We start from the raw sequence: 24,146 nt of genomic DNA on the forward strand, positions 1-24,146 counted from the left end.
ACCCCCTGCGGAAGTCGCGGCAATCCGCCGCGTGATCGAGGTTGCGAGTCCTTTTCCCATGTGATAGCCAACGCGCGCGGCGGGGCTGGGGTCCCGGCCCGTGGGTGTGCCCCTGTGCATGCCGGCCTCCCAGAAATTCAAGCGGCTGAGCGCCTGGCTTTCGGGCGTGTGCCGCAAAGCGAATGAAAGACGGATCGTGGCGACCACAGATCAGACAGTTTCCGGAGTTCCGGGCCGCTATGCCAGCGCGCTCTTCGAACTCGCGACCGAGCACAAGGCAACCGAAGAGGTTGGCCGCCAGCTTCAGAGCTTCGGCGCCGCCATCGACCAGTCGGAGGACCTGAGGCGGCTCGTCCGCTCGCCGGTGTTCTCCTCGGAAGACCAGATCGCCGCCCTCGATGGCGTCGCGGGCCAGCTCGGCATCACCGGCACCACACTGAACTTCCTCAAGCTCGCCGCGCGGAACCGCCGGCTCTCGGCGCTGCCCGAGATGATCAGGGGCTATGCCACGCTCCTCAGCCAGTCCCGCGGCGAGATCGCGGGCGAGGTCACCAGCGCCGCCCCGCTCTCCGAACAGCAACTCTCGGACCTCAAGGCCGCGCTCAAGTCCTCGCTCGGCCGCGACGTCGCGCTCACAACCCGGGTCGACAGCTCGATCCTCGGCGGCCTCATCGTGAAGGTGGGCTCCCGCATGATGGACAATTCGCTGAAGACCAAGCTCCAGAATCTCAAGATCGCCATGAAGGGAACCGCCTGATGGACATTCGCGCCGCCGAAATTTCCGCAATTCTCAAGAAGCAGATCAAGGACTTCGGCAAGGAAGCCGAGGTCACCGAGATCGGCCAGGTGCTCTCCGTCGGTGACGGCATCGCCCGCGTCTACGGCCTCGACAACGTGCAGGCCGGCGAGATGGTCGAGTTCGCCAACGGCATGAAGGGCATGGCGCTGAACCTCGAGACCGACAACGTCGGCGTCGTGATCTTCGGCTCCGACCGCGAGATCAAGGAAGGCGACACGGTGAAGCGCACCGGCGCCATCGTCGAGGTGCCTGTCGGCAAGGAACTCCTCGGCCGCGTGGTCGATCCGCTCGGCAACCCGATCGACGGCAAGGGGCCGATCAAGGCCAGCCAGACGCGCCGCGTGGACGTGAAGGCCCCCGGCATCATTCCGCGGAAGTCGGTGCACGAGCCGATGTCGACGGGCCTCAAGGCGATCGACGCGCTGATTCCGATCGGCCGCGGCCAGCGCGAACTCGTCATCGGCGACCGGCAGACCGGCAAGACCGCCATCATCCTCGACACCATCCTGAACCAGAAGCCCATCCACGTCGCGGGGCCCGAGAAGGACAAGCTCTACTGCGTCTACGTCGCCTGCGGCCAGAAGCGCTCCACCGTCGCGCAGTTCGTGAAGGTGCTGGAGGACAACGGTGCGCTCGAATACTCGATCATCGTCGCGGCCACCGCCTCCGACCCGGCGCCGCTCCAGTATCTCGCCCCCTTCGCGGGCTGCACCATGGGCGAATACTTCCGCGACAACGGCATGCATGCGCTGATCGCCTATGACGATCTCTCCAAGCAGGCCGTCGCCTACCGCCAGATGTCGCTGCTGCTGCGCCGCCCGCCGGGCCGCGAAGCCTATCCGGGCGACGTGTTCTATCTCCACTCCCGCCTGCTCGAGCGCGCCGCCAAGCTGAACGACAGCCAGGGCGCGGGCTCGCTCACGGCGCTTCCCGTCATCGAGACGCAGGCCAACGACGTGTCGGCCTACATCCCCACCAACGTGATCTCGATCACCGACGGCCAGATCTTCCTCGAGACCGACCTCTTCTACCAGGGCATCCGCCCGGCGGTGAACGTCGGCCTCTCGGTGTCGCGCGTCGGCTCCGCCGCCCAGACCAAGGCGATGAAGCAGGTGGCCGGCAAGATCAAGGGCGAGCTGGCGCAGTACCGCGAGATGGCGGCCTTCGCGCAGTTCGGCTCCGACCTCGACGCCGCCACGCAGAAGCTCCTGAACCGCGGCGCCCGCCTGACCGAGCTCCTGAAGCAGCCGCAGTTCTCGCCCTTGAAGACGGAAGAGCAGGTCGTGGTGATCTATGCCGGCGTCAACGGCTACCTCGATCCGCTGCCCGTCAGCAAGGTGCGCGCCTTCGAGGAGGGCCTGCTGCGCTTCGTGCGCGACAAGCACGCCGACATCCTCGATGCCATCCGCACCGAGAAGGCGATCTCGGACGCGACCATGCCGAAGCTCAAGGCCGCGGTCGAGGCCTTCGCCAAGTCCTTCGCCTGATCGAGGCGCCGAGATGCCGAGCCTCAAGGACCTACGAAACCGCATCGCCTCGGTGAAGGCCACGCGCAAGATCACCAAGGCCATGCAGATGGTGGCCGCGGCGAAGCTGCGCCGCGCCCAGGAAGCCGCGGTGGCCGCGCGCCCCTATTCGGAGCGCATGTCGGCGGTGATCGCGAACCTCGCCGGCGCCATGGAGGGCAAGGCGGGTGCGCCGACGCTCCTCACCGGCACGGGCTTCCAGGAGACGCATCTCCTCATCGTCGCCACCGCCGAGCGGGGTTTGTGCGGCGGCTTCAACTCCTCGATCGCCAAGATGGCGCGCGAGCACGCCGACAGGCTCATCGCCCAGGGCAAGACGGTGAAGATCTTCACCGTCGGCAAGAAGGGCAACGACGCGCTGCGCCGCCTGTACGGCAAGTACATCGTCGAGCACATGGACTTCCGGAACGTGAAGCAGATGTCCTTCGCCGAGGCGCAGGCCGTGGCGCAGAAGGTGCTCGCCATGTTCCACAACGGCGAGTTCGACGTGGCGACGCTGTTCTTCTCCGAGTTCAAGTCGGTGATCTCGCAGAAGCCCACCGCACTGCGCCTGATCCCGGCGGACGTCTCGGGCGCCAAGCCCGCCGAGCTCGGCGGGGCCGTCTATGACGCGGAGCCCGAAGAGGGCGAGATCCTTGCCGATCTCCTGCCGCGCAACATCGCGGTGCAGATCTTCCGCGGCCTCCTCGAGAACGCGGCCTCGGAGCAGGGTGCGCGCATGAGTGCGATGGACAACGCCACCCGCAACGCCGGCGACATGATCAACAAGCTGTCGATCAAGTACAACCGCCAGCGCCAGGCGCAGATCACCAAGGAACTCATCGAAATCATTTCGGGCGCCGAGGCGCTCTAACCGAACACGGGAAGGATCAGACACATGGCAAACAGCGAGGCCGCAGTCGGCCGCATCACCCAGGTCACCGGCGCCGTCGTGGACGTCGCCTTCGACGGTGGCCTTCCGGAAATCCTCAACGCCCTCGAGACCGACAATGGCGGCAACCGCCTCGTGCTCGAGGTGGCGCAGCACCTGGGCGAGAACACCGTGCGCTGCATCGCCATGGACTCGACCGAGGGCCTGGTGCGCGGCCAGCCCGTGACCAACACCGGCGCACCCATCACCGTTCCGGTGGGCGACGAGACGCTGGGCCGCATCATGAACGTGATCGGCGAGCCGGTGGACGAAGCCGGCCCCATCGGCGCCAAGGCCCGCCGCGCCATCCACCAGGCGGCACCTGAATTCGTCGAGCAGTCGACCCAGGCCGAGATCCTCGTCACCGGCATCAAGGTCGTCGATCTCCTGGCGCCCTATGCCAAGGGCGGCAAGATCGGCCTGTTCGGCGGCGCAGGCGTCGGCAAGACCGTGCTCATCATGGAGCTCATCAACAACATCGCCAAGACGCACGGCGGCTATTCCGTGTTCGCCGGCGTGGGCGAGCGTACCCGCGAGGGCAACGACCTCTATCACGAGATGATGGAATCGGGCGTGAACAAGAACCCGAAGGAAGGTTCCGTCGCCGGCTCCAAGGCCGCCCTCGTCTATGGCCAGATGAACGAGCCGCCGGGTGCCCGCGCCCGCGTCGCGCTCACCGGCCTCACGGTGGCCGAGCACTTCCGCGACCAGGGCCAGGACGTTCTGTTCTTCGTGGACAACATCTTCCGCTTCACCCAGGCCGGTTCCGAAGTGTCGGCCCTCCTGGGGCGCATCCCCTCGGCCGTGGGCTACCAGCCCACACTCGCCACCGACATGGGCTCGATGCAGGAGCGCATCACCACGACGACCAAGGGTTCGATCACCTCGGTGCAGGCCATCTACGTGCCCGCCGACGACCTGACCGACCCCGCGCCGGCCACCTCCTTCGCCCACTTGGACGCCACCACCGTGCTCTCGCGTTCGATCGCGGAGAAGGGCATCTACCCGGCGGTCGATCCGCTCGACTCCACCTCGCGCATGCTCGACCCGCGCATCATCGGCGAGGAGCACTACAACGTCGCGCGCCAGGTGCAGCAGATCCTCCAGCGCTACAAGGCGCTGCAGGACATCATCGCGATCCTCGGCATGGACGAGCTCTCGGAAGAGGACAAGCTCACCGTGGCGCGCGCCCGCAAGATCGAGCGCTTCCTGTCGCAGCCCTTCGACGTCGCCGCCGTGTTCACCGGTTCGGCCGGCGTGCAGGTCAAGCTCGAGGACACGATCAAGGGGTTCAAGGGCCTCTGCGAGGGCGCCTATGACCATCTGCCGGAGCCCGCCTTCTACATGGTCGGCACCATCGACGAGGCGATCGAGAAGGCCAAGCGCCTCGCGGCCGAGGCGGCCTAAGAGCGATGGCTGGCCTTCATTTCGAACTCGTGAGCCCGGCGCGGCTTCTGTTCTCGGGCGACGTGGCCTCGGTCACCATCCCGGGCACCGAGGGCGAGATGGGCATCTATCCGGGCCATTCGCCGGTGCTCACCACGCTGCGCCCCGGCGTGGTGACGGTCGCCCGCGAGGGCGGCGCCTCCGAGCGCATCTTCGTCCGGGGCGGCATGGCGGAAGTGAACCCGCAGGGCCTCACCGTGCTGGCCGAAGTGGCGATCCCGGTTGCGGAACTCAGCCCGGACGTTCTCGCCAAGCAGATCCGGGACGCGGAAGAGGATCTGGCGGACGCCAAGCCCGGCGAGGCCCAGCGCAAGGCCTCGGAGCAGCTCGAACAGCTGAAGGCGCTGCAAGCGGCGTTGTGATCCGAGAGATCACCGATGGAATTGAAACCGCCGGGGCAATGCTCCGGCGGTTTTGTTCTGGGCGTAGGGGCCATTACGTATTCCACCTGTCATTGAAGCGTCGGGAATCGCTCTTGCCGCCCAAGGGCGTCACCCCGGCGGAAGCCGGGGTCCAGCTTCATGCAAGGCATGCGCGGAAAGGTCCCGGCCTTCGCCGGCATGACGGCATCGAACACTTGAGGTGCGCATCGCCTGCGAGCCATGGCCCGCCGCCCTCGGATCTTTTCGCTTGACCGAAAAGAGGCTCGCCGCTGCTCTTCCCGCCGCCAACAAAAAGCCCGCCGTCTTTGGCGGGCCCTTCTGGAATCACTTCGTCTGCGTCTCTCAGGCCTGGCGCTTGCCGAGGTCTGTCATCCAGCTGCCGCCGCCGGTGCGCTTCGGCGCCTGGCTGCCGCCGGACTTGCCGGCCTCGCGCTTGGGCTGCTGGGGCTTGGCGCCTTGCGGCCTCTCGCCGTGCGGCTTGCCCTGCTTGGGCTGGCCGTTGCCGCTCCCGTGGTTGCGGTTCGGCTTCTGGCCGCGGTGGTGCGGCTTCGCGCCTTGCGGCTTGTCCTTGCCCATCGGGTTCCAGCCGAAGGTGGGGGCGAGCTGCGCCACACCCTTGAGCCCCAGTTCATGCTCCTTCACCGGCACCTGGGCGCGGATGGTCCTCTCGATGTCCCTGAGCAGCGGACGGTCGTCCGGCGTGCAGAAGGCGATCGCCGAGCCCTCGGCGCCGGCGCGCGCCGTGCGGCCGATGCGGTGAACGTAGCTCTCCGGCACATGCGGCAGATCGTAGTTCACGACATGGGAAACGCCATCGACGTCGATGCCGCGCGCGGCGATGTCGGTCGCCACCAGCACGAGGATCTTGCCCGCCTTGAAGCCGGCCAACGCCCGCTCGCGGTTGTTCTGGCTCTTGTTGCCGTGGATGGCGGCTGCCGTGAAGCCGGCGTTCGAGAGCGACTTCATCACCTTGTCGGCGCCGTGCTTGGTGCGGGTGAACACCAGGGTGCGCGTCATGTTGTTGTCGCGGAGCAGCTCGGCCAGAAGCTTCGCCTTGTTCTCGGGCGCAACATGGATGACCGCCTGGTTGACGCGCTCGGCGGTCGTCGCCACCGGCGTCACCTCGACCTTCACCGGATCGGTGAGAAGACCGTTGGCGAGGCCCGCGATCTCCTTCGGCATGGTGGCCGAGAAGAACAGGTTCTGCCGCTTCGACGGCAGCATGCCGGTGATCTTGCGGATGGCGTGGATGAACCCCAGGTCGAGCATCTGGTCCACCTCGTCGAGCACGAAGATCTCGACCTTGGACAGCGTCACCGCGCGGCGCTCGATCAGGTCCACCAGTCGGCCGGGCGTGGCGACGAGAATGTCGACGCCGCCGCGCAGGATGTCGATCTGCTTGCCGAGCGACACGCCGCCGAAGACGACGGCGCGCGACAGCTTCATGAACTTGCCATAGGCGCGGAAGGAGTCCGCGATCTGGGCTGCGAGCTCACGGGTGGGCGAAAGGATGAGGGCGCGGCAGGTGCCCTTCGCGGGGCGCTCCGGGCTGGCGGCGAGGCGCTGCAGCATCGGCAGCGCGAAGGCCGCCGTCTTGCCGGTGCCGGTCTGGGCAATGCCGAGAAGGTCCTTGCCTTCGAGAAGGCTCGGGATCGCACGCGCCTGAATGGGGGTGGGCTTCTCATAGCCCTCGGCGGCAAGCGCGCGGAGCAGGGGTTCTGAGAGCTGGAGATCGGAAAAATTCGTCAACGTGGTATCTTTCATCTTCGGAACGAGTGTGGGCAGCGCAAGCCCATGTCCGAAGAGGCCTCCTCATGGACCATCCATGCAAGGCCGGGGCGGGCGCTGAAACCTACCCACGTGAAAGGTATGTTCGGGGATGTCGCTCTGTCTCGGGCCGGAACGGCTGCACCTTGCGTGCGCCTCACGTATTCCTGACGGCCTCTGGCGACAGGGCCCATATGGGCGCTCCGGCGCCGATTGTCAAAGCATTCTTTCGGACACCAGCGCCGGAAGCTCCGGCATGCGCGCGAAGACCTTCGCGGCCCCGGCCGCCAGAAGCTTCTCAGCCTGTTCTTCCGGGTGCGGATGGGTTCCGGTGAAGCCCAGCACGAAGCAGCCGGCGCGATGAGCGGCGGTGACGCCCGTCACCGAATCCTCGATCACGATGCAGGCTTCCGGCGCGTAGCCGGCGCGCTGTGCCGCCTCGAGGAACACGTCGGGTGCCGGCTTGCCACGCGGCACGTGCTCGAAGGTGGTGATGCGGCTGCCGAAGAAGCGGGTAAGCCCGGTGATGCGGAGTGCCGCCGCCACGCGCTCCGCGGGCGAGTTGGAAGCGACGCTGAAGCGCTGCTTGCCCAGCGCCTCGAGGGCGGCTTCCACGCCATCGACCGGCTTCAGCTCGCGCTCGTAGAGTTCGAGCAGGCGGAGATCCTTCTCCGCCGAGACGCCGGCCGGAAAGCTGACGCCGAAGTCGCGCGTCACCTCGTCGATCATGGCGGCGAAGGTGCGGCCGACGAAGCGGCGGTGCGCCTCCTCTTCGCCCATCACGACGCCGTGCTCCGCCAGGATCTCGACATCGACACGCATCGAGAGCGGTTCGGAATCGACGAGCACCCCGTCGCAATCGAAGATGAAATGGGCCATCGGGCGGGTCAGGCGCCGAGATGGCGGAATTCGGCGATGACCTTCGCGTAGACCTCGCGCTTGAAGGGCACGATGAGGTCGATGAGCTCGCCCATCGGCGCCCAGCGCCAGGCGTCGAACTCCTGCTTGTGGCCGGGCGGCTTCAAGTCGATCTCGCTGTCCTCGCCGGTGAAGCGCAGCGCCAGCCATTTCTGCGTCTGGCCGCGGTAACGGCCGCCCCAGGACTTGCCGATCAGATGGTCCGGCAGGTCGTAGTTATACCACTGGCGCGACTCGGCGATGATCTCGGCGGAGGTGACCGCCGTCTCCTCGGCGAGTTCGCGCAGCGCCGCGCCGCGGATGTCCTCGCCATCGTCGATGCCGCCCTGCGGCATCTGCCACCAGTGACCCTTGCCCTCGTCGTTCTGCTTGTCGAAGCGGCGGCCGATCCACACGAGACCTTCCGCGTTCAGCAGCATCACGCCCACGCAGGGGCGGTAGGCCGTGATCTCCTCATGCGCTGCCATCAGGTGGCTCTTCCCTTGTACGCCGCACTCACCGGCACCAGCAATATGCCCTTCTCCTGCAGGGTTTTCGCCCATTCCGCAACCGTCTCGATGGTGACGGCGAGGCCGGAGCCCGTGCCGATGGCGGAACCGTTGCGGATCGCCTCCTGTTCGAGTTTCGCCAGGGCCGCGGCGATGGCCGGTGCCGTGGGATCGGCATCGATCATCAGGGAGGCGCGCTGCATGGGCAGCCGCAGCTCGTCGACCACCTTCTGCGACAAGGTGAGGTTCACCGAGGCATCCTCGAGATAGACGAGGCCACGCTTCTTCACCTCCTTCATCACCGGTTCCAGCGCTTCCTCGGCGCCGAGGAGCCTTGCGCCCATGTAGTTGGTGATGCCGGCATAACCGGCGAATCGGCTCATGTGCCATTTGAGGGCCGCAAGGTTTTCCTTCGCCGGCGCGTCGCTCAGCAGCGTGTTGGGGCCGGGATTGTTGCCGGGATAGCCGACGGGCTCCATCGGCACCTGCAGCAGAATCTCGTGGCCGCGGGCGCGCGCCTTGTTGACCTGGGCCTGGAGCTTCTCGCCATAGGGAGCGAAACCGAAGGTGACATCGCCGGGCAGCTCGCGGATCGCCTTATCGGTGAGGCGCTGGTTGAGACCCATGCCGCCGAGGACGATCGCGATCTTCGGGCGGCCGGAAGAAGTCACCGCCAGCGGCGTCACCTGAGAGTAGACGTCGAAGGGCTTCTTGCCGTTCTGCGCCACGCGGGGCAGGGGGCCCTGCTCGGTCTTCTCCGTCACCGCGGCGATGGGAGCGGGCTTCAGCGCACGGTGCGGCGCCATCACGATGGCGGCCTCGTCGCGGTAGGGCGCAGAGGGGTCTTCGGCTTCGTCCGCCGGCGCGCCGTCCGGCAGCTGGATCTCGGCAATGCCGGCATTGCGGTCGATGATGTCCTCGGGCGATTCCTCCGCCGGGGGATCTTCGGCAGCGGTGGTCGAGGCCGTGGTCAACGTCTTGATGGGAGGCACCGCGGCCACCACCACCGGCTCGCCAGCGAAGGGGTGGGGCATGCGCGCGATCCACAGGCCGCCGCCCAGCATCAAGGCCGTCACCAGAATGGCGGCCGAGGCGAAGAGGCTCGGGCGCTTCGCCCACAGGCGCTCGCCCAGGCTCCGCTTCCGCAGGGGTTGGCGCAACTCGTCGCGAGGCATGGTCAGGACTTCTGGGCCGTCATGATTCGTTGTCCCGACTTTCGCGCCCGAACCGTTAACGGCCTGTTAACCTTGCGGGGAAGGCGCTGCGGAGACGGACATGCCCGGCGCGGGGGCCCGCGCCGGGCATGTCCTCGATCGTGCTGCCGGAAGGTTCAGTTGGCCGTGGTGCCGGCCTTGGCGCCGGTCGCCGGCGCTTCTTCCTTCGGCTTGACATTGGAGACGACCTTGACGCCGTTCAGGAGGTCGATCGCCGCCTTGAGCTGCATGTCCTTGGTCTTGTCCTCGGGAACATAAGCCGATGAGCCGCCGCCTTCCTCGCCGCCCGTCTCGTTGGAGAGGTGGCCGCGCAGGCCCGCCTCGCCCTCGGTCGAGACGTCCTTGCCCTGAAGCTCCGGCGGCAGTTCCTGCTCGATCACGATGTCGGCGTCGATCCCCTTGGCCTGGATCGAGCGTCCGGCGGGCGTGTAGTAGCGCGCGGTCGTCAGCCTGAGCGCGCCCTCGCCGCCGAGCGGGATGATGGTCTGGACCGAACCCTTGCCGAAGCTCCGCGTGCCGATCAGCGTCGCGCGCTTGTGGTCCTGCAGCGCGCCCGCCACGATCTCGGAGGCCGAGGCCGAGCCGCCGTTGATCAGCACCACCACCGGCTTGCCGTTGGAGAGGTCGCCCTTCGTCGCGTTGAAGCGCTGGGTCTCGTCGGCATGCCGGCCCCGGGTCGAGACGATCTCGCCGCGGTCGAGGAAGGTGTCGGAGACGGAGATCGCCATGTCGAGCAGGCCGCCCGGATCGTTCCGGAGGTCGATGATGTAGCCCTTGGCCTTGTCGCCCAGCGTGGTGCGGAAATGCTCCATCGCCTTCTCGAGGCCTTCCTGCGTCTGCTCGGTGAAGGAGGAGATGCGGATGTAGCCGATGTCGTTGTTCTCGATGTTGTACTTCACCGACTGGACGCGGATCCGGTCACGCGTGAGCTTCTGCTCGAAGGGCTCCTTGCCCTCGCGCTGGATGGTGAGCACGATGTCGGTGCCGATCTTGCCGCGCATCTTGTCCACGGCCTCGGTCAGGGTCATGCCCTGCACCTCGGTGCCGTCGATCTTGATGATCAGGTCGTTGGCCATGATGCCGGCGCGCTTGGCGGGCGTCTCGTCGATGGGCGAGACCACCTTGATCAGGCCGTTCTCCATCGTCACCTCGATGCCGAGCCCGCCGAACTCGCCCCGGGTCTGGACACTCATGTCCTGGAACTGCTTCTTGTTCATGTAGCTCGAATGGGGATCGAGCGAGGTGAGCATGCCGTTGATCGCGGCCTCGATCATCTGCTGCTCGTCCGGGGCTTCCACGTAATCCGCCCGCACCCGGTCGAACACGTCGCCGAACAGGTTCAGTTGCTTGTAGGTGTCGGCATTGGAGGCCGCGCCCGCCACGCCGAAGGCGTGCCAGAGCAGCGAGGCCGATACCGCGCCCGCCAAGACCAGACCGAAATTCTGCAACCGGGAGTTCTTCTTCATCCACGCGCCTCTTTCATACCGCCGATCCACCAGGGACCAGAATCAATCGCCTCTGTGCTGTTCCTGAATTCTACATACAGCACCGGCCGTTCGTCCTGCACCACTTCACCGAAAAGTGTGACGGAAGCAGGGCCGGAGCCCATTTCCCCGACGGGTTCCCCGGCGCGCAGGAATTCTCCCACGTTCACCGTCACCTTGTCCATGCCCGCGAGCAGCACCCGGTATCCGCCGCCGGGGTTGATGATGACGAGCTGCCCATAGGAGCGGAAGGGGCCGGCGAATTCCACCTTGCCGTCGGCCGGAACCGTCACCTGGGCGCCGGCACGGGTGGCGATCATCAGGCCCTGGCTTTGGCCGCCGAGCCCGTCGGGCTCGCCATAGCGCCTGAGAAGTTGCCCCTGGGCCGGGAAGGCGAGCTTGCCCTTGGCTTGGGCGAACTCGAGTCTGGGGCGGCGCCGCAGTTCCTCCTGGCGGCGGCGCTCCAGCTCCTCGGCGGCCTGCCTCTCGGCCGCCTCGGCCTCCTGGCGCCTTCTTTCTTCCGCAAGGTCGGCCAGCAGCTGCTTCAGCGAGCGGGCCTTGTCGGCAAGTGCTGCGGTGCGCTGGCGCTCGGCGTCGAGTTCTGCGGTCGACCGGCTCACCAGCGCCTTCTTCTGGACGACGAGGCGGGCCATGTCGGCGCGGGCGGCCTCGAGCCTCTGCACCTCGGCTGCCACTTCCTCCTTGCGAGTCCTTATCGTCGCTTCGATCTGCCGCAGTTCGTCGAGCTTGAGGCTCAGGGCCTTCGCCTCCTCGTCGAGCTCGGGAACGATGGTGCCGAGCAGCATCGCGCCTCTCAGGGCCGAGAGGATGTCGTCGGGGCGGACCACCAGCGCCGGCGGCGGGTTCTGCTCCAGCCGCTGCAGCCCGGCGAGGAGCTCCGAGAGCATGTCCTGCTTTTCGCCGAGGCTGGCGAGCAGGATCACCCGCTCTTCGGCGAGCCGCTTCAGCTCGGCCTCGCTTTCGCCTACCACCGCCTCCTGCGCCTGGATCGACTTGGCGATCGCCGCCAGCTTCTCGGCCACGTCGTCCTGCTCCTGGATGGCGGCGGCGATCTCGCTGGCGATGCGGGCCTCCGCGGCCTTGGCGTTCTCGATCTGCTGGCGGAGCGTCTCGAGTTCCTGCTCCTCCTGGGCGCGCAGCGAGGCGCCCGGCAGGAGAAGTGCCAGGAGCGCCAGGAGTGCCGCTGCCGCCGTGAGGCCGAGACGTCGCATGGGCCCTAGCATTGCCCGGCTTCGCATTTACAATCCGTTAATCATAAGCCCCGCGGCATCATCAGCCCCGGTGATAGGGATGGCCGGTCAGAATCGTCACGGCGCGGTAGATCTGTTCGAACAGCATCACCCGCACCAGCCGGTGCGGCCAGGTCATCGGCCCGAAGCTCAGGAGAAGGCCCGCCTGCTCGCGCGTTTCAGGCGCGTGGCCATCGGGGCCGCCGATGAGGAAGGCCATGTCGGCCGTGCCGGTCTCAAGGTGGCGGCGGAGCAATTCCGCGAAGGCCTCGCTCGCCAGCGCCTTGCCGCGTTCGTCCAGCACCACGCCGAAGGCGCGGGGCGGCAGCGCCCCGGCGATGAGACGCGCCTCCTCCGCCATCCGTGCGGCCGGGGAGGAGGCCTGCGATTCGGGAAATTCGGTCACGGCGATGCGCGCGATGCCCGCCTTGCGGCCGAGGCCCGAGGCCCGGGTGAGGTAATCCTCTGCGAGGAGCTTCTCGGGGCCGGGCTTCAGCCGCCCGGCCGCGATGACGGAGAGACGCAAGGCGTCACATCGCCATCCGGTCGTCGGGGGCGTGGGAGGACCAGAGCTTCTCGAGATTGTAGAAGCTCCGCACCTCGGGCCGGAAGATGTGGACCACCACGTCGCCGGCGTCGACCAGCACCCAGTCGCATTGCGGCATGCCCTCGATGCGCAAGTCGCGGTAACCCTTCTCCTTCAGCTTCTGCACCAGCTGGTCGGCAATGGCGCCGACATGCCGGTTCGAGCGGCCGGAGGCCACCACCATCGCGTCGGCCACCGCCGTCTTGTCGTCGAGCGGAATGGTGACGACCTGCTCGGCCTTGGCATCGTCGAGCTGGGCGAGGATCAGGTCGAGGGCGCCCGCGGGTTTAACCGCCTCCGCCTTCCTGCCCCGCGGCTTCCGGGGCTTCGCGGCCCTGGCCGCCTCCGCCAGGAGTTCGGCCGGGATCTCGGGAAGCGGTTCGGCCGGAACGTCCTTCACGGGCTTGCGCGGCGGCTTCGACTTCGCCTCGGGGCGGGGCTTCGGTTGAGCCTTCTTCGGGGCCGCCTTCTTGGTTGCGGTGCGGCCGGCCTTGGGGGCTGCCTTCTTCCTTGCCGCGGCCTTCCTGGCGGCGGACTTCTTCGCGGGCGCTTTCAGTGCTTTGGTCCTCGGTTCCGGAAAGGTCTCTGCATCGGCTGCGAGCCAGGTCCTCTTGGGTGGACAACGCCACGCCAAGCTAGAGGGTTCGGCCTCCCGCTTCAAGGGGCGGCGGCGCTCTCCACGGCCTTGCGGGCACGGCGGCGGATGGCGGTCGAGCTTTCGGGCCGAAGCGGCATCGGGATGAAGCACCAGGCCGGAGGCTTCATGAGGGCGAGGCGGCCCGCGAGATGCGTCGGCACCTGCTGCTCGGCAAAGCGGGTGGCGGCGGGCCCTCCGAGGGCGCGGAGCGAATAGCCGGGCCTCGCCAGCACGGCGAGCGGAAGGGCCTCGGCGATCTCCAGCCAGTCATGCCAGCGGTGCAGGTCGGCGAAACTGTCCGCCCCCATGATCCACACGAAATGCCCGCGCGCCATCAAGGGCGCGAGGCCGCGCAGCGTCTCCGCCGTGGTGCGGCTGCCGATCTCCCGCTCGATGTCCGTCACCACGAAGCGGGGGTGGCGTGCCGCAAGCCGCGTGTGGGCAAGGCGCGCGGCGTAGTCGCCGGTTTCGGAAGGGTCCTTCAGCGGGTTCTGCGGCGAGACGAGCCACCACACCCAGTCGAGCCTCAGCTTCTTCAGCGCGTAGAGCGCCACCATGTAATGGCCGTAGTGGGCGGGGTTGAACGAGCCGCCGAAGAGGCCGATGCGCTGGCCATCGCCGAAGGGCGGGGCGGCGCGCATCATGGGCGGGTCTGCCCCGTGCCCCGCACCTGGTACTTGAAGGTGGTGAGCTGTTCCACCCCCACGGGACCGCGCGCGTGGAGCTTGCCGGTGGCGATGCCGATCTCGGCGCCGAAGCCGAACTCGCCGCCATCGGCGAACTGCGTCGAGGCGTTGTGCAGCACGATGGCGCTGTCGAGTTCCCGGAGGAAGCGTTCGGCCGTGGCGCGGTCCTCGGTCACGATCGAATCGGTGTGCTGCGAGCCGTACGCCGCGATGTGGCACATGGCCTCGCCAACCCCATCGACGAGCTTCATCGCCACGATGGCGTCGAGATACTCGGTCGACCAGTCCTCCTCGGTGGCGGGCTTCACGCGCGGGTCGGCCGCCTGGCAGGCCCCATCGCCCCGCACCTCGCAGCCCGCATCGATCAGCGTGGCGATGATGGGCTTGAGGTTCCTCTCCGCTCCGGCGCGGTCGAGAAGGATCGTCTCGGCCGCGCCGCAGACGCCGGTGCGCCGCATCTTGGCATTGAGCACGATGGCCTTCGCCATCTCCGTGTCGGCCGCCTTGTCGACATAGACATGGCAGATGCCCTCGAGATGGCTGAAGACGGGCACGCGAGCATCCTGCTGCACGCGGGCGACGAGGCTCTTGCCGCCGCGCGGCACGATCAGGTCGATCGTTCCGCCCAGGCCCTCGAGCATGAGGCCCACGCACTCGCGGTCCGCCGTCGGCACCATCTGGATCGCGGTGCGCGGCAGGCCTGCGGCATCGAGCCCGCGCTGCAGGCAGGCGACGATGGCGGCGGAGGTGTGGAAGCCGTCCGAGCCGCCGCGCAGGATCGCCGCGTTGCCGGACTTGAGGCAGAGGCCCCCGGCATCCGCCGTCACGTTGGGGCGCGATTCGTAGATGATGCCGATCACGCCGATCGGCACGCGCACGCGGGAAATCTCGAGGCCGTTGGGCCTTGTCCATTTCGCCATCACCTGGCCCACGGGGTCGGGCAGCGCGGCGATCTCCTCGAGGCCTTTGGCCATCGCCTCGAGGCGGGCCCCGGTCAGCGTCAGGCGGTCGAGGAAGCTTCCCTTCAGCTCCTTGGCCTTCGCCGCCTCGAGGTCGCGGGCATTCTCGGCCAGAATGTCGGCGGCGGAACGGCGGACCTTCGCCGCCATCGCCAGCAGCGCCTGGTTCTTCTGCTCCGCCGGTGCCAGCGCCAGCAGGCCTGCCGCCTCGCGGGCGGCGCGGCCCAGCGTCGTCATCATGTCGCGGCTGGTCATGTTCACCGTCATGCGCGCTCCCCGCCCATCAGCACCATGTCGTCGCGGTGTATCAGTTCGTCGCGGCCGCGGAAGCCAAGAACCTTCTCGATCTCCGAGGACTTGAGCCCGATGATCCGCGCTGCGTCGCCTGCGTCATAGGCGACGAGGCCGCGCGCGATCTCGCGGCCGCTCGGCGCCACGATCGACACCGTGTCGCCTCTCGCGAAGCTTCCCTCGACCTTCCGCACTCCCGCCGGCAGAAGGCTCTTGCCCCTCGCGAGCGCGGCCGCCGCGCCGTCGTCCACCACGAGGTGCCCGATCGGCTGCAGGGTTCCGGCGATCCAGCGCTTCCTCGACTGGAGGGCGGAGGCATTGGCGAGAAACCAGGTGCAGCGCGCGCCCTCGAGGATGCGCTTCAGGGGATGCATCTCGTGGCCCGAGGCGATCACCATGTTGCAGCCCGCGCCGAGGGCGATCTTGCCCGCTTCCAGCTTGGTGATCATGCCGCCCGATCCGAGGCCGGAGACGGGCTTTCCCGCCATGGCCTCCACCGCGGGCGTGATCTCCTCCACCACCGGAATGAATTCCGCACCCTTGGCGCCGGGAGGGGCGGTGTAGAGCCCGTCGATGTCGGAGAGGAGCACGAGGCAGTCGGCCGACATCATGGAAGCGACGCGCGCGGCGAGCCGGTCATTGTCGCCATAGCGGATCTCGCTCGTCGCCACGGTGTCGTTCTCGTTGATGACGGGCACCGCCCCCTGTTCGAGAAGGGTCGAGAGAGTCGCCCGGGCGTTGAGGTAGCGCCGCCGCTCCTCGGTGTCGGTGAGGGTCACGAGCACCTGAGCGGCCACCATGTTCCGTGTGCGGAGCGCCTCCGCCCAGGCCTGGGCCAGCGCGATCTGTCCCACGGCGGCGGCGGCCTGCTTCTGCTCCAGCCGGAGATCGCCCTTGGCAAGCCCCAGCGTGCGGCGGCCAAGCGCGATGGCGCCGGAGGAGACGATGATGATCTCCGCCCCCTTCACCCGGGCATCCGCCAGGTCGTCGATCAGCGAGGTGAGCCAGGAGGCCTTGATCGTCCCCGTCCGGCCGTCCACCAGCAGCGCGGAGCCGATCTTGACGACGATGCGCCGCGCCAGTTCGAGCCGCGACTTCACGGACGCCACTCCTCCGTCTTCACGCCCGGCTCGTCCTCGCTGCGGCCGGCGCGGCGCGCCGTGTCGATCACCTCGAGGAGTTTCTTCATCGCCTCCGGAACGCCCTTCGTCGTGGCGCCCGAGACGAGAAGCGGCGTCTTGCGCATGCGGCGGCGGAAGTCCTTGAGCTTCGCCTCGATCTCCTCCTCGGGCAGCAGGTCGGTCTTGTTGAAGGCGATCACCTCGGGCTTTCCGGCGAGCTCCGGCGAATAGGCCTTGAGCTCCTTGCGGATCACGCGATAGGCGGCGACCGGGTCTTCCCCGGTCACGTCGATCAGGTGGAGGAGCACCGCGCAGCGCTCGACGTGGCCCAGGAAGCGGGTGCCGAGGCCATGGCCCTCATGGGCGCCTTCGATGAGGCCGGGAATGTCGGCCAGCACGAAGCTCTGGGTGCCGACGCGCACCACGCCCAATTGCGGGTGGAGCGTGGTGAAAGGGTAATCGGCGATCTTGGGCTTGGCCGCCGAGACCGCGGCGAGCAGCGTCGATTTCCCGGCATTGGGAAGGCCCAGCAGCCCGGCGTCGGCGATGAGCTTCAGCCTCAGCCAGATCCAGCGCTCCTCGCCCTCCTGGCCGGGGTTGGCGTGGCGGGGCGCGCGGTTGGTGGAGGACTTGAAATGGGCGTTGCCGAAGCCGCCGTTGCCGCCCTTCGCCACGCGGAAGCGGTCGCCCACATGGGCGAGGTCGGCGAGCATCGTCTCGTTGTCTTCCTCGAAGACCTGGGTTCCGGCCGGCACCTTCAGCACGATGTCCCTGGCGTTGGCCCCGGCGCGCAGCCGGCCCATGCCGTGGCCGCCGGTCGCCGCCTTGAAATGCTGCTGGTAGCGGTAGTCGATCAGCGTGTTGAGGCCGTCCACCGCCTCGATCCACACGTCGCCGCCATTGCCGCCGTCGCCCCCGTCGGGGCCGCCCATCTCGATGAATTTCTCCCGCCGGAACGAGACGGAGCCCGCGCCGCCATTGCCGGAGCGCACATAAACCTTTGCCTGGTCGAGAAATTTCATGATTTCGCCTTGTAACGCCAGAAGCCGGGCACGCCTAGTCCCCTGTGGCGGATCGGCCACGGTTCCCGGTCGATGTTGCGGTGCAATATTTCTGCCGCCTTGAGGACACATTCCAAAGCTTTACGGGGGTCCTTCACGCGAACATCGCGGCTCGCATGAAGATGATCCGGGTGGCAGCCCGGATCATCCTGTCTTTGTTTGAGTAAAACGAAAGGACTGACATGAAGAAACGACTGATTGCAGGGCTTCTGGCGAGCGCTGTACTGGGTGCTGTCGCGACGGCGCCTGCCCAGGCCTCCTGCAAGGGTGCCGGATCTTGTTCCAAGGGCTCGGAGAAGACGATCGAAAGGCAGAAGTCTTCCGCCAAGTCCAAGAAGAGCGTTGTCAAGGCCTCTTCCGTATCCTCGAAGAAACGCGTCCGCGTTTCCTTCGGTTCCAGCAAGGCAAAAAGCCTGAAGAAGAAATCGGGCTCCGCCACGGCGGCGCTTGCCGTTCCGGCGGCGGCCACGGCCCGTCAGGGCAATGTCGTCTCCCTCATCAAGTCGATGGCGCCCGCCCATGGCGTTCCGACCTGGTTCGCGCTGCGCATCGCGCATGTTGAATCGAACTACAAGCCGCACATGCGCGGAGCCGCTGGGGAATATGGCGTCTACCAGCTGAAATGCGCCACCGCGAAAGGCATCGGCTTCCGCGGCAACTGCGCGGCCCTTCTCGATGCCCGCACCAACGTGCAGTGGGGCCTCAAGCACCTGTCGCTCGCCATCGGCAAGTCCGGCGGCAACCTCAAGCTCGCCGCTTCCAAGCACAATGGCGGCCTCGGCCGCCGCAGCCTGGTGCCGACCTACGTCGCCAAGGTGTTCTGACGATTTCGGGGAGCGGTGGTTCATCGCTGCCGCTCCTTCGCATTTTTCCAGGCTTCCCATGTAAGGAGAAGCTCTGTCATCCGAACCTCCGCCTGCCGCGCACGGGAATAGGAGATGGCCTCGCCGGTCGCCTCGAAGCCCAGTCCCTCGAGGATTCGGCGTGAGGCGGCATTGCCGTCAAAATAGCTTGCTCGAATTTGCTCCCGCCGTTCGGCTGCGAAGCCATGGTCCACCACTGCCTGCGCAGCCTCGGCGCCGAAGCCTCGCCGCCATTGCGGTTCCGCCAGCCAATAGCCAAGCTCACCCGCTTCGATCCCGATCCCGCCGATCCCGGCTTCTTCGTACGTGATCAGAAGGATCAAGGAGTCACCGGGTGCGCCTCGCGCATGCGCGAGAAAGGCCTCGGCATCGTCCTGCCGGTAAGGCCACGGAATCCTTCCCGTCCATCGCGACACGTTAGGATTGTCGAGCGAATGAACCAGTGCCGCCCGATCCGTATCCTGCGGCGGTCGCAATGTCAGGCGTCTGGTGTGGAGCGTGGCCATCGATTGCCCAAACGAAAACGGAGAGGTGGGTTGCCACCTCTCCGTTTGCTTTCATGAGCCTGCCGGACCGGTGGATCCGGCGGCTTGATATCGTGAAGAGCCCGCCGGTTACTCCGCCGCCACGGCTGGGATCACCGACACGGTCTGCCGGTCGCCCTTGGTGCGGCGGAAGTTCACCACGCCGTTGACGGTGGCGAAGATCGTGTGGTCGCGGCCGATGCCCACGCCGGTGCCGGGATGAACCTTCGTGCCGCGCTGGCGGATGATGATGTTGCCGGCCACGACGGCTTCGCCGCCGAAGGCCTTGACGCCGAGACGGCGGCCCGCCGTGTCGCGCCCGTTGCGGGATGAGCCGCCTGCCTTTTTATGAGCCATGGGATGTTCTCCTAAGTCCTGTCAGCGCGTGTCAGACGCGGATTTCGCGGATGGTCACCGAGGTCAGGTCCTGGCGGTGGCCGTTCCTGCGGCGGTAGTGCTTGCGGCGGCGCTTCTTGAAGATGATGACGCGGGGGCCGCGGTCCTGGGAGGCGATCTCGCCCACCACGGTGGCGCCGGACACATGGGGTGCGCCGATGTTGACGGTCTCGCCATTGGCGACCATCAGCACCTCGGCGAACTGCACCTCGTCGCCCGGGTTGCCGTCGAGCTTCTCGATCTGGATCTTGTCTCCGGCCGCAACGCGATACTGCTTGCCGCCGGTCTTGATGACTGCGTACATGTCTTTCGTCCTTCTTGTCCCGCGCCCTTTGGCGGCACCGGAAAACCCATGGTCCGGTGCGCTTTAACTGCCTGGAATCTCAGGCGAAACCGGGTTGCCGGAGGCAGCGCATGTCGCGCGGAAGGGAAGCCCCGTGCCGCGCGGATGGCCGGAGATAGGGTAAAGGGCGCGCGGAGTCAAGGAGATGGGCGGCATTCGCCCCGTCACGCCGCCTTCTCGTCCGCCTTCTTCTCGATCATCGCAACCAGGTCTCCCATGATGCGGTCGAGGTCGAAGTCCTTGGGCGTATAGACGGCGGCAACGCCCAGCTGCTTCAGCACGTTCACGTCGTCCTGCGGGATGATGCCGCCGGCGACGACCGGCACGTGGCCGAGCCCCGCCGCGCGCAGCCTCTGCATCACCTCGCGGATCAGCGGCACGTGGCTGCCCGAGAGGATGGAGAGGCCGAGGATGTGCACCTGCCTTTCCGCCACGGTCTTCACCAGTTGCTCGGGCGTCACCCGGATGCCGTCATAGATCACCTCGAGGCCGGTGTCGGCGGCGCGCACCGCGATCTGTTCGGCCCCGTTCGAGTGGCCGTCGAGGCCGGGCTTGCCGACGAGGAAGCGGGGGGTTTCGCCCATGCGCTCGGCCAGCCGCCTCACGCGCTCGCGCAGGCTGGCGAGGCTTTCCGTCTCCTCCGCGCGCATGGTGAGGGCGACACCGGTGGGGGCGCGGTATTCGCCGAACACCTCGCGCAGGGTTCCGCCCCATTCGCCGGTCGTCACGCCCGCCCTGGCGCAGGCAATCGAGGGCGCCATGATGTTGCGGCCTTCCTTCGCGGCGGAGCGCAGCTCATCCAGCGCCGCCGCCACTGCCTTGCCGTCGCGCGCGGCGCGCCAGGCCTTCAGCCGCTCGATCTGCTCGTATTCGACGTCTTCCTTCACCGTCATGATCGCGTCGGTGCCGGCGGAAAGCGGCGAGGGCTCGCTCGTGGTGAAGGCGTTGACGCCCACGATCTTCGTCTCGCCCGCCTCGATGGCGCGCAGCCGCGCGGTGTTGCTCTCGACGAGCCTTCCCTTCATGTAGGCGATCACCTCTTCCGCGGTGCCGCCGCCCATCGCCATGACCTTCGCCAGTTCGGCGCGGGCCTCCTCCTTCAGCGCCTCCACCTTGCGCGTGATCTCCGCCGAGCCGTCGAAGATGTCGCCATAGTCGAGGAGGTCGGTCTCGTAGGCCACGATCTGCTGCATGCGGAGCGACCATTGCTGGTCCCACGGGCGGGGAAGCCCCAGCGCCTCGTTCCAGGCGGGAAGCTGAACGGCGCGCGCGCGCGCGTTCTTGGAGAGCACCACGGCCAGCATCTCGATCAGGATGCGGTAGACGTTGTTCTCGGGCTGCTGCTCGGTGAGGCCCAGCGAATTCACCTGCACGCCATAGCGGAAGCGGCGGTGCCTCTCCTCCGCGATGCCGTAGCGTTCGCGGCCGATCTCGTCCCAGAGCTCGGTGAAGGCGCGCATCTTGCAGAGTTCGGTGACGAAGCGGATCCCGGCATTGACGAAGAAGGAGATGCGCCCGAACACCTCCGGAAAGTCCCTTTCCTCGACCGCGCCCGAGGCCTTCACCCCGTCCAGCACGGCGATGGCGGTCGCCAGCGCGTAGGAGAGTTCCTGCACCGGGGTCGCACCCGCCTCCTGCAGGTGATAGGAGCAGACGTTCATCGGGTTCCACTTCGGCAGTTCCTTCGTGGAGAACGCGATGGTGTCGGTGATGAGCCGCATCGATGGGGCGGGCGGGAACACATAGGTGCCGCGCGAGAGATATTCCTTGATGATGTCGTTCTGCGTCGTGCCCGAGAGGCTCCGGCGGTTGGCGCCCTGTTCCTCGGCCGTCGCGACATAGAGCGAGAGCAGCCAAGCGGCGGTGGCGTTGATCGTCATCGAGGTGTTCATGGTGGCGAGCGGGATGCCCTCGAACAGGGTCCGCATGTCGCCCAGATGCGCGATGGGAACGCCCACCTTTCCCACCTCCCCGCGCGCGAGCACGTGGTCTGAATCGTAGCCCGTCTGGGTGGGGAGGTCGAAGGCGACCGAGAGGCCGGTCTGCCCCTTGGCGAGGTTGGTGCGGTAGAGCGTGTTCGAATCCGCCGCCGTCGAATGGCCGGCATAGGTGCGGAAGAGCCAGGGTTTGTCGCGCATGGTCATGTGGCTCATGCTCGCACGGCCCATGTTGCACCGCAACTTCGACTTTTGGCAGGAAACGCGGGCCACCCCCTCCTTTTGTTGCGGTGCGAAATGGTCTAGGCTCGGCTATTCTGAAGGCTCGAGACAGGGAGACGACGACATGAGTTCCGCCGCCGCCAAAGCTTCCTCCGCCGCACCGGCCAACGCCAACCAGCCGGTGAAGGACCTTTACGAGGTGGGCGAGATCCCGCCCCTGGGCCATGTTCCGGCGAAGATGCATGCCTGGTGCATCCGGCAGGAGCGCCACGGCGCGCCCGACACGGCGATGCAGGTCGAGGTCGTTCCCACCTGGCCGATCGGCGAGGACGAGTGCCTCGTTCTCGTCATGGCGGCGGGTGTGAACTATAACGGCGTGTGGGCGGCGCTCGGCAAGCCCATCTCTCCCATCGACGGCCACAAGAACCCCTATCACATCGCGGGCTCGGACGCTTCGGGCATCGTCTATGCGGTGGGCTCCAAGGTGAAGCGCTGGAAGGTTGGCGACGAGGTCGTCATCCACTGCAACCAGGACGACGGCGACGACGAGGAGTGCAATGGCGGCGACCCGATGTTCTCGCAGTCGCAGCGGATCTGGGGCTACGAGACGCCCGACGGCTCTTTCGCCCAGTTCACCCGCGTCCAGGCCCGCCAGCTGCTGCCGAAGCCGCAGCACCTCTCCTGGGAGGAGGCCTCCTGCTACACGCTCACCCTGGCCACCGCCTACCGCATGCTGTTCGGCCACAAGCCGCATGTGCTGGGGGCCGGGCAGAACGTTCTGGTCTGGGGCGCCTCGGGGGGCTTGGGCTCCATGGCGATCCAGCTCATCGCCACCACGGGGGCCAACGCCATCGGCGTCATCTCGGACGACGACAAGGCGGATTTCGTGATGCAGCTCGGCGCCAAGGGCGTCATCAACCGCAAGAAGTTCAACTGCTGGGGCCAGATGCCCACGGTGGGCACGCCCGAATACAACGACTGGCTCAAGCAGGCGCGCGAGTTCGGCAAGGCCATCTGGCACTTCACCGGCAAGGGCAACAACGTCGACATGGTGTTCGAGCACCCGGGCGAATCGACCTTCCCCGTCTCGGTGCTGATGACGAAGCGCGGCGGCATGATCGTGATCTGCGCCGGCACCACGGGCTTCAACCTCACGCTCGATGCGCGTTACCTGTGGATGCACCAGAAGCGCGTCCAGGGCTCGCATTTCGCCAACCTCATGCAGGCCGCCGCCGCCAACAAGCTGGTCATGGCGCGGCGCATCGATCCCTGCATGTCGGAAGTCTATTCCTGGGCCGATATCCCGAAGGCCCACATGAAGATGTGGAAGAACGAGCACCGCCCCGGCAACATGGCGGTGCTGGTCTCCGCTCCCACGACTGGCCTCAGGACGCTCGACGACGCGGTCGAAGCGGCGGCGCGCTAGACCTCGCCGTCCTCCCTCAGCCTGTAGCGCTGCATGCGCATGATGCGGCGGACTTCGAGGACGCGGTTCACCTCGCCGCCGAGGATCAGCACCAGGGCCGCGAGATAGACGAAGAACATCGCCGCGAAGACGCCCGACAGGGAGGCGTAGGTCGAGGCGAAGGTGTTGAAGTTGAGGAGATAGATCGAGAAGGCGGAGGACATGATCACCCACACCACCACCGTCAGCACCACGCCCGGCAGCACCTCGAGAACGCTGCGGGGCTTGGCCGGCAGCACGCGGTGGCAGAAGAGGAGCCCCGCCGTGAGCATGAGTATGGCAATCGGGTAGCGCAGCTGCTCGATGGTCACGAGATGACCGCTCAGGGCGGGGGCGCGGAGCTCGATCACCTGGATCACCACCGGCGCGAAGACGATGAGCAGCGCCACGATCAGGAGGAAGATCGCCGAGCCGATGACGAAGAGCACGTTCTGCACGTAGAGCCACCAGGTGCTGCGCGTCTCGCGGATGTCGTAGGCGCGGTTCAGCCCCACGCGCACGCTGTCGACGCCGCCCATGGCGCTCCAGATGGTGATGAGCGCCGAGATCGAGAGGAGCCCGGTGCGCGGCACCGTGAGGATCGAGCGGATCTCGGGCACCAAGGGCTTCACCAGCTCGGCCGGCGCCACGCCGAGCAGGAAGGTGACGACGCCTCCGGCGAGGTCGTCGTTGCCGAAGAAGCCGGCGAGTGCCGTGAGGAAGATCAGGAACGGGAAGATCGAGAACACGCTGCGGAAGGCGATGTTCCCGGCGAGCGGGATCGCCTCGTCGGCGAAGAGCCGGTAGAAGCTCTCGCGCGCCAGTGCGGCGATGCTGGGGCCATCGTCGTCGGAGGATGCCGTCATGGGCGCTCAATAGCGCAAGGTGCCT

General features: G+C 67.2%; 24 protein-coding genes. 7 read left to right on the plus strand and 17 right to left on the minus strand.

Annotation, left to right across the window (positions count from 1 at the left end):
- Window positions 1–196: 196 nt before the first annotated feature.
- Genes ACK4HL_RS04805 through ACK4HL_RS04825 form a run of 5 tightly spaced genes read left to right on the plus strand, consistent with a single transcriptional unit; the run spans window position 197 to window position 5,043 of the window.
- Window positions 197–757 (plus strand): F0F1 ATP synthase subunit delta, encoded by a 561-nt coding sequence (locus tag ACK4HL_RS04805; RefSeq protein ID WP_409756904.1) that lies wholly within the window; start codon window positions 197–199, stop codon window positions 755–757.
- Window positions 757–2,286, plus strand: coding sequence for a F0F1 ATP synthase subunit alpha (gene atpA / locus ACK4HL_RS04810; RefSeq protein WP_409756905.1), 1,530 nt, complete (start codon window positions 757–759; stop codon window positions 2,284–2,286). The genes ACK4HL_RS04805 and atpA overlap by 1 nt, the downstream gene beginning before the upstream one ends.
- 13 nt (window positions 2,287–2,299) lie before the next feature.
- Entirely contained in the window at window positions 2,300–3,178 is an 879-nt protein-coding gene (locus tag ACK4HL_RS04815) for a F0F1 ATP synthase subunit gamma (RefSeq protein WP_409756906.1), read from the plus strand.
- Window positions 3,179–3,202: 24 nt separating this feature from the next.
- Window positions 3,203–4,642, plus strand: a complete 1,440-nt coding sequence (gene atpD, locus ACK4HL_RS04820) for a F0F1 ATP synthase subunit beta (RefSeq protein ID WP_409756907.1) — start codon at window positions 3,203–3,205, stop codon at window positions 4,640–4,642.
- 5 nt (window positions 4,643–4,647) lie between these two features.
- On the plus strand, window positions 4,648–5,043 hold the full coding sequence (locus ACK4HL_RS04825; RefSeq protein WP_409756908.1) for a F0F1 ATP synthase subunit epsilon: 396 nt from the start codon (window positions 4,648–4,650) through the stop codon (window positions 5,041–5,043).
- 363 nt (window positions 5,044–5,406) lie between these two features.
- Here the strand turns inward: ACK4HL_RS04825 and ACK4HL_RS04830 are convergent, their stop codons facing one another.
- From ACK4HL_RS04830 to obgE, 12 genes are all read right to left on the minus strand, one after another.
- Window positions 5,407–6,813, minus strand: a complete 1,407-nt coding sequence (locus ACK4HL_RS04830) for a DEAD/DEAH box helicase (protein WP_409756909.1) — start codon at window positions 6,811–6,813, stop codon at window positions 5,407–5,409.
- 234 nt (window positions 6,814–7,047) lie between these two features.
- Window positions 7,048–7,710 carry an HAD family hydrolase gene (locus ACK4HL_RS04835; protein WP_409756910.1) on the minus strand — a complete coding sequence of 221 codons (663 nt, stop codon included), beginning with the start codon at window positions 7,708–7,710 and terminating at the stop codon, window positions 7,048–7,050.
- A gap of 8 nt (window positions 7,711–7,718) precedes the next feature.
- On the minus strand, window positions 7,719–8,216 hold the full coding sequence (locus tag ACK4HL_RS04840; RefSeq protein ID WP_409756911.1) for an RNA pyrophosphohydrolase: 498 nt from the start codon (window positions 8,214–8,216) through the stop codon (window positions 7,719–7,721).
- Window positions 8,216–9,412 carry a divergent polysaccharide deacetylase family protein gene (locus ACK4HL_RS04845; protein WP_409756912.1) on the minus strand — a complete coding sequence of 399 codons (1,197 nt, stop codon included), beginning with the start codon at window positions 9,410–9,412 and terminating at the stop codon, window positions 8,216–8,218. The genes ACK4HL_RS04840 and ACK4HL_RS04845 overlap by 1 nt, the downstream gene beginning before the upstream one ends.
- Window positions 9,413–9,567: 155 nt before the next feature.
- On the minus strand, window positions 9,568–10,917 hold the full coding sequence (locus tag ACK4HL_RS04850) for a S41 family peptidase (RefSeq protein ID WP_409756913.1): 1,350 nt from the start codon (window positions 10,915–10,917) through the stop codon (window positions 9,568–9,570).
- Window positions 10,914–12,167, minus strand: coding sequence for a murein hydrolase activator EnvC family protein (locus ACK4HL_RS04855; protein ID WP_409756914.1), 1,254 nt, complete (start codon window positions 12,165–12,167; stop codon window positions 10,914–10,916). The genes ACK4HL_RS04850 and ACK4HL_RS04855 overlap by 4 nt, the downstream gene beginning before the upstream one ends.
- Window positions 12,168–12,228: 61 nt before the next feature.
- Window positions 12,229–12,711 carry a 23S rRNA (pseudouridine(1915)-N(3))-methyltransferase RlmH gene (rlmH, locus tag ACK4HL_RS04860; RefSeq protein WP_409756915.1) on the minus strand — a complete coding sequence of 161 codons (483 nt, stop codon included), beginning with the start codon at window positions 12,709–12,711 and terminating at the stop codon, window positions 12,229–12,231.
- A gap of 4 nt (window positions 12,712–12,715) precedes the next feature.
- On the minus strand, window positions 12,716–13,405 hold the full coding sequence (rsfS, locus tag ACK4HL_RS04865; RefSeq protein ID WP_409756916.1) for a ribosome silencing factor: 690 nt from the start codon (window positions 13,403–13,405) through the stop codon (window positions 12,716–12,718).
- Window positions 13,406–13,428: 23 nt separating this feature from the next.
- Entirely contained in the window at window positions 13,429–14,052 is a 624-nt protein-coding gene (locus ACK4HL_RS04870) for a nicotinate-nucleotide adenylyltransferase (protein WP_409756917.1), read from the minus strand.
- Window positions 14,049–15,320 (minus strand): glutamate-5-semialdehyde dehydrogenase, encoded by a 1,272-nt coding sequence (locus ACK4HL_RS04875; protein ID WP_409756918.1) that lies wholly within the window; start codon window positions 15,318–15,320, stop codon window positions 14,049–14,051. Before ACK4HL_RS04875 ends, ACK4HL_RS04870 begins: the two co-directional genes overlap by 4 nt.
- A complete protein-coding gene (gene proB / locus ACK4HL_RS04880; RefSeq protein ID WP_409756919.1) occupies window positions 15,317–16,444 on the minus strand; it encodes a glutamate 5-kinase in 1,128 nt (375 codons plus the stop codon). Before proB ends, ACK4HL_RS04875 begins: the two co-directional genes overlap by 4 nt.
- Window positions 16,441–17,487 carry a GTPase ObgE gene (gene obgE, locus ACK4HL_RS04885; protein WP_409756920.1) on the minus strand — a complete coding sequence of 349 codons (1,047 nt, stop codon included), beginning with the start codon at window positions 17,485–17,487 and terminating at the stop codon, window positions 16,441–16,443. Before obgE ends, proB begins: the two co-directional genes overlap by 4 nt.
- Window positions 17,488–17,708: 221 nt before the next feature.
- On the opposite strand from obgE, the gene ACK4HL_RS04890 reads away from it, so the two are divergent.
- A complete protein-coding gene (locus ACK4HL_RS04890) occupies window positions 17,709–18,350 on the plus strand; it encodes a transglycosylase SLT domain-containing protein (protein ID WP_409756921.1) in 642 nt (213 codons plus the stop codon).
- A gap of 20 nt (window positions 18,351–18,370) precedes the next feature.
- On the opposite strand, the gene ACK4HL_RS04895 is transcribed toward ACK4HL_RS04890, so the two are convergent.
- From ACK4HL_RS04895 to ACK4HL_RS04910, 4 genes are all read right to left on the minus strand, one after another.
- Window positions 18,371–18,895 (minus strand): GNAT family N-acetyltransferase, encoded by a 525-nt coding sequence (locus ACK4HL_RS04895; RefSeq protein WP_409756922.1) that lies wholly within the window; start codon window positions 18,893–18,895, stop codon window positions 18,371–18,373.
- Window positions 18,896–19,003: 108 nt separating this feature from the next.
- On the minus strand, window positions 19,004–19,270 hold the full coding sequence (gene rpmA / locus ACK4HL_RS04900; protein WP_409756923.1) for a 50S ribosomal protein L27: 267 nt from the start codon (window positions 19,268–19,270) through the stop codon (window positions 19,004–19,006).
- Between the two features lie 31 nt (window positions 19,271–19,301).
- Window positions 19,302–19,613 carry a 50S ribosomal protein L21 gene (gene rplU / locus ACK4HL_RS04905; protein WP_409756924.1) on the minus strand — a complete coding sequence of 104 codons (312 nt, stop codon included), beginning with the start codon at window positions 19,611–19,613 and terminating at the stop codon, window positions 19,302–19,304.
- Between the two features lie 203 nt (window positions 19,614–19,816).
- Window positions 19,817–21,805, minus strand: a complete 1,989-nt coding sequence (locus ACK4HL_RS04910; RefSeq protein WP_409756925.1) for a methylmalonyl-CoA mutase family protein — start codon at window positions 21,803–21,805, stop codon at window positions 19,817–19,819.
- Between the two features lie 130 nt (window positions 21,806–21,935).
- Between ACK4HL_RS04910 and ccrA the strand changes: the two genes are divergently transcribed.
- Window positions 21,936–23,237 carry a crotonyl-CoA carboxylase/reductase gene (gene ccrA, locus ACK4HL_RS04915; protein ID WP_409756926.1) on the plus strand — a complete coding sequence of 434 codons (1,302 nt, stop codon included), beginning with the start codon at window positions 21,936–21,938 and terminating at the stop codon, window positions 23,235–23,237.
- Here the strand turns inward: ccrA and ACK4HL_RS04920 are convergent.
- Window positions 23,234–24,121 carry a YihY/virulence factor BrkB family protein gene (locus tag ACK4HL_RS04920; RefSeq protein ID WP_409756927.1) on the minus strand — a complete coding sequence of 296 codons (888 nt, stop codon included), beginning with the start codon at window positions 24,119–24,121 and terminating at the stop codon, window positions 23,234–23,236. The two genes, ccrA and ACK4HL_RS04920, sit on opposite strands and share 4 nt — an antisense overlap.
- Window positions 24,122–24,146: the final 25 nt, after the last annotated feature.

It is taken from the genome of Aestuariivirga sp. (assembly GCF_046294715.1).
In the GTDB taxonomy this organism is placed as follows: domain Bacteria; phylum Pseudomonadota; class Alphaproteobacteria; order Rhizobiales; family Aestuariivirgaceae; genus Aestuariivirga.